The 9121-nt window shown below is 48.7% G+C and carries 6 protein-coding genes; 4 read left to right on the top strand and 2 right to left on the bottom strand.

Features of this window, described 5'->3' with window-relative positions; translation table 11 throughout:
* Window positions 1-620: 620 nt before the first annotated feature.
* The 3 genes from H6F86_RS30795 to H6F86_RS30785 all read left to right on the top strand — a co-directional run bounded on the left by H6F86_RS30795 (window position 621) and on the right by H6F86_RS30785 (window position 4910).
* The gene (locus H6F86_RS30795) at window positions 621-2822 is read left to right on the top strand and encodes a histidine kinase dimerization/phosphoacceptor domain -containing protein (RefSeq protein ID WP_190455333.1); all 2202 of its coding nucleotides are present in this window, start codon (window positions 621-623) and stop codon (window positions 2820-2822) included.
* A 3-nt stretch (window positions 2823-2825) separates the two neighbouring features.
* Window positions 2826-3959, top strand: coding sequence for an ATP-binding protein (locus H6F86_RS30790; RefSeq protein WP_190455316.1), 1134 nt, complete (start codon window positions 2826-2828; stop codon window positions 3957-3959).
* A 606-nt stretch (window positions 3960-4565) separates the two neighbouring features.
* Window positions 4566-4910 carry a YggT family protein gene (locus tag H6F86_RS30785; RefSeq protein ID WP_199305599.1) on the top strand — a complete coding sequence of 115 codons (345 nt, stop codon included), beginning with the start codon at window positions 4566-4568 and terminating at the stop codon, window positions 4908-4910.
* Window positions 4911-5094: 184 nt separating this feature from the next.
* On the opposite strand, the gene H6F86_RS30780 is transcribed toward H6F86_RS30785, so the two are convergent.
* The gene (locus H6F86_RS30780) at window positions 5095-5370 is read right to left on the bottom strand and encodes a GlsB/YeaQ/YmgE family stress response membrane protein (protein WP_190455312.1); all 276 of its coding nucleotides are present in this window, start codon (window positions 5368-5370) and stop codon (window positions 5095-5097) included.
* Window positions 5371-5785: 415 nt separating this feature from the next.
* Between H6F86_RS30780 and H6F86_RS30775 the strand changes: the two genes are divergently transcribed.
* Window positions 5786-6067, top strand: coding sequence for a photosystem I reaction center subunit X (locus H6F86_RS30775; RefSeq protein ID WP_199305598.1), 282 nt, complete (start codon window positions 5786-5788; stop codon window positions 6065-6067).
* A gap of 160 nt (window positions 6068-6227) precedes the next feature.
* Here H6F86_RS30775 and H6F86_RS31855 read toward each other — a convergent pair whose 3' ends face one another.
* On the bottom strand, window positions 6228-9053 hold the full coding sequence (locus H6F86_RS31855; RefSeq protein WP_199305597.1) for a DUF4132 domain-containing protein: 2826 nt from the start codon (window positions 9051-9053) through the stop codon (window positions 6228-6230).
* Between the last annotated feature and the right edge of the window lie 68 nt (window positions 9054-9121).

Here is a 9121-nt window from a genome sequence, read left to right as displayed (position 1 = left end):
CCTGAAAATCATGAAGGCATGGTTTATGTGGTCATGATTCGGTTGATGCTGAGGCGGTTAACAAACAACCGACGAACGAGGAACTTGAAACCTGCTTAACCAGCATTTACAAACACTTTCTTAAGAACGGTGAGCAGATTCTAAGTGTGATAAAGCACTTTTTAACGATCGCGACTCAGAACTTAAAGCGCTTCAAGCACTAAAACAATCTCAAGCACAGGTAATAGCATTGCGATCTTGTAGTATGACGATCGCAATGACGATACCTTTGCAAAAGACTAAGTTTTATAAAGAAATATTGAGGTTTAAAGCATCTTGCTGCAAAGCTTCCGGATCATTAGCCTTCCTGCTTCATAACAGTTCTGCTTTCATAGCCCTAGTGTCTCTTTAAGGGAACTTGAGCAGAGCTGTAAACCCTGAAGATTTGCGGGGAATAGTATCCGTAAGGTCTGTAAACAGACTGTTGTGCTCATGCGGTAGAAAACTAACCATAAAATTTTCTCCATCTTTAAATAGAATAGGGTCAGCTAGGCTTTATTCTCTTTCACCTCTTTTTCTCTGCTAATTCCCTTTGAGTCCTGCGCCAATACAGCACCTGTCGCTAAAAACTGACCGTTTGTATGAATTCGCAAAACGTATCAAACTCTTTTCTGTCGTTAGACCCTGCCATCGATCGACGTCCGCTGACCGTATCTCCTGATACATCCCTTAGTGACGCAATCATGATGATGAGCAAAGCGCAGAGCAGTTGCGTTCTGCCAGGTTTAGAACTCTCGCTCAGTACCATATTGATGAGCGAAGCACGCGCAAGTGGTCTTCTAATTGTGGAAGGGACGCAGGTCGTGGGGGTATTCGCCGAGCAAGACGCACTACAGGCGATCGTCTCAGGACGAGATTTAACGGCGACAAAAATCGCTGACGTGGTGCGACAACCTGCCATCGTGTTGACCCAAGCGGCTGATCAAACTGTTTTTACTGCCCTATCTCAGTTACGTCAACATCAGATTCATCATCTGCCTGTAATGAATGAGGAGGGGCAATGGCTCGGCATCGTTACACCGGCAAGTCTTCGTAATGTTTTACAGCTAGACGAATTACTAAAAGCAAAGTCCTTAGCAGAGCTTGTTTCTCCGCCAGTCGTTCAAGCACCTGCAAAAACGTCCATTCTTGAGTTAGCTCAACTGATGATGAACCATCAAGTTGATTACATTGTGCTAACGGACGATAGCCAGGATGAGGCTCACCCCGTAGGATTAATTTTAGAGCGGCATATGCTTCAGCTTTGGGCGTTAGGGCTGAACTTAGCGCAGATACAAGCTCAAGCAGTGATGAGCGCTCCCTTCCTGCACTTTGCGTCCTCTGAATCAGTCTTAGTTGCCTACTGGGAAATGCAGCAAACAAAAGTACAGCGGTTTGGGGTGTACGGTAATCAGGGTGAGCTTTTAGGAGTTGTCTCACCAACAAGTTTCCTGGAGGCGTTAGACCTAGACGAGATGCACAACGCTGTAGAGCAACTGCATCGATCGATCAAGCAGTTTGAGGTCTCAAGCGCCGAACCCGACCCAAACTCGGCACCCACCCTAGACATTCAGTTGCTAGAGAATCCGGTAAGTTTGCTGGAACAATTGCAGTGCAGCCGCATTCTAGCTGCGATGGCGCTACATATTCGGGAGTCCCTTAACCTCAATGAGATTCTTCAAAGGAGTGTAGAAGAAGTCCGACAGTTCCTTAAAAGCGATCGAGTGATTATCTACCAGTTTCACCCTGACTGGAGCGGCACAACCGTAGTCGAGTCGGTAGAGAAGGGCTGGAGACCAGCACTCAACAGCAGCATTCGGGATACGTGCTTTGGACAAAACTACGCTCGGGCGTACAAAGAAGGACGGACTCAAGTTTGTGAGGATATTTACACTGCTGGTTTAACGCAGTGTCATATCGACATTCTGGTTCTATATGATGTTCGGGCTAGCTTAGTCGTACCAATCCTGCAAGGAGACCATCTGTGGGGTTTGTTGTGCGCCTATCACTGCTCTGGACCCAGACGATGGCGGCAGTTTGAAGTTGACCTGCTGAAGCAACTGGCAACACATATGGCGATCGCCATTCAACAATCAGAGCTGTATCAGCAGGTTCAGAACGAACTCAAGGAGCGCAAGCGAACGGAGGAGCAACTAAAGCAATCCTTGAAAGAAAAGGAAGTCTTACTGAAAGAAATCCATCACCGGGTCAAGAATAATCTCCAGGTGATTTCGAGTGTCTTAAGACTGCAATCAGACTATATCAAGGACGATCGAGTGCTCGCACTGTTCAAGGACAGCCAAAGCCGGATTCGTTCGATGGCGCTGATTCATGAAAAGCTGCATCAATCGAATAACCTGCTCAAGATAAACTTTGATGAATACATCCGCGACTTAGCAGACACTCTGCTGCGGTCTTATACGGCGAGTTCGCAGTCTGCAACGCTGAGCACCGAGGCGATCGACGTTTGGCTCAATATTGATACAGCCATCCCCTGTGGCTTAATCATCAATGAGTTAGTTTCTAATGCCTTAAAACATGCCTTTCCAGCCCCAAAGTTAGAAAACCAAATCTTCATTAAGCTTTCTCCCATCACTGACAATCGCTATACATTAACCGTTCAAGATAATGGGATTGGCTTTCCACCAGACGTAGACTTCCGCAACACAGAATCACTTGGCTTAGAATTAGTCTGTATCTTCACCGAGCAGCTAGAGGGGAAGATCGAATGCCATCAGACTAACGGAACGGGGACAACCTTTACGATTCAATTTTCAGAACTAGAAACTACTGGGAAGGGATAATAAGTGGCTGCTGAAAAGATTTTAGTTGTTGAGGATGAAAGAGTTGTTGCTCGAGACATCGAGAAGCGCTTAAAAAAGCTGGGGTATGTCGTAGCCGCATCGGTTGCCTCTGGAGAAGCAGCGCTTGAAAAGGTAGCGGAATGCCGACCCGATTTAGTTTTGATGGATATCCGACTCAAAGGTCGCATGGATGGTATCGAAGCAGCGGAACAAATTCGAGTCGTTTTTGGTACGCCGGTTATTTATTTGTCAGCCTATGCTGATGCAACCACCCTACAGCGGGCAAAAGTAACAGAACCCTTTGGGTATATCGTGAAGCCGTTTGATGAGCGAGACTTACAGGTGGCGATCGAAATTGCACTCCGCCGCCGCTTATCAGAAATGGCTATTCGGGTCGCTCTAGAGAAAGAAAAAGAGTTGAGTGAGCTAAGATCCCGGTTCTGGTCGATGGCAGCGCATGAGCTTAGAAGCCCAATGACATCGATTTTGAGTTGTGCCCAACTACTTGAGCAGGAAAATCACAGGCTAACTGAAGAACGACGACGTGAATTCTTATACATGATTCAACAATCAGTCCGCTCGATGGATCAATTGTTGAACGATCTGTTGTCTGTGGGTCGCGTTGAAGGCGGGAGCTTAAGGTTTGAACCAGCACCATTAGATTTAGAAGAGTTCTGTCGAGGACTGGTGGAGGAAGTTCAATTTAGTGCAGGATTAAACCATGCCATTACGTTCCGTAGCCAGGGGCAATGTGAGGATGCTTGTTTAGATCCTAAGCTCCTCAGACACATTCTGACGAATTTAATTTCAAACGCAGTCAAATATTCTCATCCAGGTAGCCCGATCGATTTCGATCTTTCCTGCATGGCTGAAGAAGTTACGTTCCAAGTGCGAGACACGGGCATTGGCATTCCGCTTGACACGCAAAAGCATTTATTTGAACCTTTTCAGCGAGCAGACAACGTCGGCGATATTCCTGGTACTGGGCTAGGGCTGACGATGGTAAAACGATGCTTGGATTTGCACAATGGGCAAATTGCCATAGAGAGTGAAGAGGGCGTAGGAACAAGCATTACCGTTAAACTACCCCAGCGTCAAACGATAAATGGTCAACTGGAAAGAACGGCGTCGAGTTAAAAGGGATCTAACTGCCCACTTTGACATTTCTGTATGGAAAGCGTGCCGAATGTCATGGTATGTGTGGGTTGGTTTCGTATTGACCGCTTTCGTTCTAGCCGCTTGCCGCTACTAAATTCGTCAGGAGCTAGAGCAAGAAGATGAAGGATAAAGGACGAATGGAAACCCTTGCTCAAAGAAAGTTTCAAGGTTTATGTCTGTCTTAACTTCCTCTTCGACTGCTATATGTTGAAGCTCCAACAAGGGAAACTGGAGTATATCAAAGCGTACTTGCAAAGAATGCGAGTTAAGGTGTTCAGCGAAGCAGTCATAGCTCTGGCGATCGTTTCCTTGCGTTTGCCATTTTGCACCTTTCTGCAAATAAGGCGTGTGGGAAGCCCTCTATTCTGATTCTATGTAGCTGATTGCTGTAAAAGATAGATAAACAACGCCTGGAACATGGAGCGTAAGCAGATGCAGAAAGCAGTAGATTAGCAATGGTTCAAGCATCTTTACACACAGATTGAAAACTGACAGACTACTAATCTTATTGAGAGTACTGTTAGGAATCCCAACGATCCGTCTAACTTTAAGCATCAGCAAGAACTACGCCGTCAACAGGAAGCCTTGCAGCTTCGGCAAGAAGAGCAGCGGCTTGAGCTTGCCCGCAGAGCAACAACATCAAACTGGATCATCAATAGCATTTATTTTTTTGTAGGGCTTCTAGAAATTCTGCTGGGGCTACGCTTCCTATTGCGTGTCTTGGGTGCCAATACCGACAACACATTTGCCCAAGTTATCTATAACCTCTCAGCTCCTTTCGTGGCACCGTTCTCCACCTTGTTTATCAGTCCGGTAACGGGTGGCGGCGCCAATATCTTTGATGTGAATGTGCTGATTGCGATCGTCGTGTACGCCCTATTAGGTTGGCTTGCTGTCTGGTTCGTGCGATTGCTTCAGGGACAAGGGTAAAAGCAAAAAGGTGCAGTTCTTGTCAAACCATACTACCGAGAGCAGCGATCGCGCTTATTTTCAAAAGGCAATAGCAATATAAACAAAGATGAGCGACCCGCTTAGCAGCCGGATCGCTCATCTTCCAATCAGGTTTTATAAGTGGTTGTTACCATCAACTATGGCAACTTGGGAACCAAAACGCTTAGTAGGAAGCGCTACGACGGGTCACAGCATAGTAGATAAACAGTGCCACGATCGCACCCAGTACTGCTACTGCAACGCCACCTAAGCTTAGTCCGGCTGACGTTAGCGCTAGTGTGCCAGTGGTCAAAAAGCTGAAAAGACTACCACCGACGAATGCACCAACAATACCCAAAATCATGGTGCCAAGAATGCCGCCACCCTGATGTCCAGGGAAAAGAGCCTTTGCGATCGCTCCAGCAATCAAACCTAAAACAATCCAAGCCAAGATATTCATAATATCAACTCCGGTTGAATAGTACGCTGAAAAACGTTTGTCATGTGTTTAAGTTAACAGGCGAACCCTTTTGCTTGTCCCTGCCTCTGGCAAGAACCTAAGTTAACCGGGGGGAGGAGAAAAAAGATGCAATTACTCTGCCTTACGAAGCAAAGAGAACTGGAAAGGGGAGGGTTAGCACTTCTGACCTACGCAGAAAAAGTAATGAAGTGATTGTCTCTACGTAAGGGTAAGCAAATTATCGTCTATGGCTTTAGCGATCGCTACCCGGCATAATGCAAAAGACCTGGGCTTGTCATCGGCTTAGCATCGGTAAATCCACCGTTGGACTGAGGTGCAATTTCGTAATTGAAAACACGATTATCCTAGTCACGCTTAAGTAACCTAGCGCCTTAATTACAAAGGAGAGTAACGCTTGATTCACTCGTTTTGGTTTGTTGCAGAAACAGCCGCTGGTCAAACTCCTACTGAGTTGTGGCATTGGCAAGGCACGCCGATCATGATTGGTTGGTCGCTTCTAGTTCTTTTTATTGCGTCGCGTACGATTAAGCTGCCTCACGTCGGTCCTGAAATGCCACTGGGTCCTCTTGCCCCAATATTTAATAGACCCAGTGTGGCGACCGTTCTTGCTTCGGTCAGCTTCGGTCACATTCTCGGCGTACTCACTATTTTTGGTTTAGCACCTTATTTGCAGTAGGTTAGCACTGCATTTGCAGTAAGTTAGCGCTGCTAAATCGCGATCGCCCCCTTGCTTCATTGATCTTGCGAAGCCGGGGCGAAAGAGCCTCAAGCTCCTCGTCTATCTAGAAACTGTTTTTGAAAGTGTTTCTACAAGGGCGATCGCGGTTTTTCTCTGCTTATAAAAGCTGCTCTAAAACCGTTGGGTCTCGAATCTCTTTGTCTCGTGCTAATAGCAGTACTTTGGAAACCACTTCAGCCGTTTTGGGATCATTGTCAACGAAGGGCAGAAAAAGTCTGCCGCGATGTTGAGAGTGAACGGGCATGATGCAGAGTGCGCCACCTGGTTGCCGATGCACGATCGCGCTGCCCAAATGCACCGAATAACTGCCGAGTTGTCCTTCGATCAACACGTGAGACTTTTGTAGTTGAACGTTATGCAGCTTCAGCAGGCGACAGGTTTCGCGTACTAGAGCTGCTCTCATTTCGACGGTGGAAGCAGTTGTCTCTGGATCAACACCGCCTTGATGCGCCACACTCACGACCAGATCAAGATCGCGCATGACTTCGCTAAAGAGGCATGGTGGAATCTTATTGAGTGGCAGAGCTTTCCAATCGTCGCGGTGATGGAAGCGCACTCCTGCAATAGTTAGCCCTTCCACTTCCAGCGGTGTGTAGAAACCGTTGAGAAATTCCACCGCAGCAATCAGTCCTTCAGCATGAAAGGCGCGGCGAACGCCTTCTTCAGGAGCCGCGATCCAACCGCGTTGCCCCCACAGTGCCAGTGCTTGTCGAGGGTTCACCTGATGTCCTTCATAGCGACGGCAAGCAGGTTCTGACTGCTCCGCAGCAGTAGGAAGGTAAAGTTCTCGAAAAACTTGCTTGAACGGCTGGATGCGATCGACATTAAAACAGTCCTGTTGCCACAAATGCCAGTCTTGCAGCAGTAAATCATGGGGATGGGCAATGCGGAGTTCAGCCGATTGAATGGGTGTGACAACCTGGCTATGGTTTTGCAGGGCTGTTCCCTGTTCAACGAGATAGCCCACTTCGCTGTCGCCAATCAACACCAACTGACTCAGCATGGGAAACAGCACGGGATGTTTCGCCAGTTGCACCAATTCGGTTGCCGTAAAGCGATCGCCGCGACACATGGCTTGTTCTAGCGAGAGGCGAATGCGAGAGGCTTGCTGAGTAATCTCTTGCCTGCGGGCAGTCAGTCTTTGAATGTCAGGCTGTTTTTTGAGCTTGGCAGGAATGGCTTTCAGCGGTTTGCCTGCTTTTTCAACGGTAATTTCCGGGTTGCCCTCGGTAGTAATTGCCAGACTAACGCTGACTTCTTCAACCGTTACCACCTGTGCTTGACCAACCAGATCGGCGATCGCTTCTGCTTCCATTGCCCACTGGAGTCGTTGGGGATCGACAAAGCCAGCCGTGCGTGCCAAATTTTCCATGCCGATCGCGACGGCTAGTTTTTCACTCGCCTGTCGCTGGGAGCCGAACTTTTTGCTGGTGCGGAGGAAGTCTTGCAGCACTTGATGGCGATCGAGAATATCCCGATCGCGCGACTTACCGTTCGCTATTGGCAGCAGCCCTAACGCTCGAATAGAATCCTGATGGCGTTTGTGGGTAATGCGATCGCGTAAGCTCTTCGTGTCCAGGTTACCCAACATGGCATCGGCAAAGAGTTTGGCGCGTTGGTGCCCGGCTCCACTGGAGGCGTATTGAGCTGCTTCGTAAAGTTGCTGCCACCGGTCAGCATTCAACCGTTTGTAGAGACGATGGAACCAGGCAACATCCACCGCACCTTCAACCAAGCTTCTAGCCGAGAGGGGCGTGCGTTCGCTAATCTGCGCTACCCAGGTTTCGCGGACATCGGCTTCGACCGTCCAGCCGTTGTCTTTGGTGTGAGCGTGAAACCACCAGACGGCTTCGGCAAAGCCATCCCAGCCGAGCGCCTGTTCGATGTAGTTAACCCACTGGGGCGCGTAGAAGGCGAACTGAATCAGGTTTTCTAGCTTGATTTGAGCTGACTGCACGCGCAGCGCAAACTCAGCCGGGGTGTCGTCTGCGGCGGGAAAGCTGATCCGCATCAAATGACTGAAGACCGAGGCTTTGCTGAGACTGTTGTACGAGTAGTGGCGTACCAGCTTGTTGCGATCGAAGGATTGAAGCAGTTGGATGACGGTGGACATGCCGACGATCGACTTCAAAGAAAGCGCCGCGTGTGAGCCTGCTGTCGGCAGATCGCCCCGTTGCAGTTCGATCGCCAAGATGCGCTGTCGGGCACGATCGGCTAATGCTATTAAAAAGGGATACGCTGCGTAAACCTCAGTCACATTGCGGCGCGTCAAATGCGACAAATCCTGAAACGAAGTTCGGAGATTGGCTTTTGCCTCTGCCGTTCCAGGCGTTTGATCACTCTCGATGATACGTTCCTCTGCACCTAACAGGTAAAACATCACGTCTGACTCTGTTGCGCCGCCCGCTTGATAGGCACTCAGCACATCCCAGAGCGTAGTCGTGTCTCGATGTCCTCTAAACCCAGGCAAAAATTGGTCGACCCAGCGCACTAAGTGCCACCATCGGACGTACTGATCACTATCAGTCAAGGATTGTTGATACGGTCGCGCAAATGTGACCCAGTTGCCCACAAAACCACTTACTAGCAGGGGTAGACCCCAATAGCTAGAGTCATGCCATTGCGGATCATGGTTAAGTTCAGTGATGGGGATGGTGTTAACAATCTTGGAAATTGCATCAAGCAAAAAATCAAACCTCTGAGCAGGCGGATGTAGATACAACAGCCAGCCAGCGATGCAGTTAATTTGATGCGGGTAGCTTAGAGCTGGCTGCTCACCAATAAGCATTTGCAAAGCTGTGAAGGTGCGATCGATGAGGCTAGGTTGAGACAGTGCTGGCTCATCGGTCATTTCTTCTACTTCAAGGGTCATTTCCTCTAGTCCAAGCGCGAACGGATCAGCGCGATTTTCAAAACGAGGCACGACCGCCCGCAGCAGTTCTAATCCATCAGCATCGCGGAGTGCCTCTGGGCGATCGCGCCACCAGTTTA

It is taken from the genome of Phormidium sp. FACHB-592, assembly GCF_014695795.1.
GTDB lineage: Bacteria > Cyanobacteriota > Cyanobacteriia > Leptolyngbyales > Leptolyngbyaceae > Stenomitos.
The sequence above is the reverse complement of the archived record's forward strand: the minus strand, read 5'-3'. Positions and strand labels throughout refer to the sequence as shown.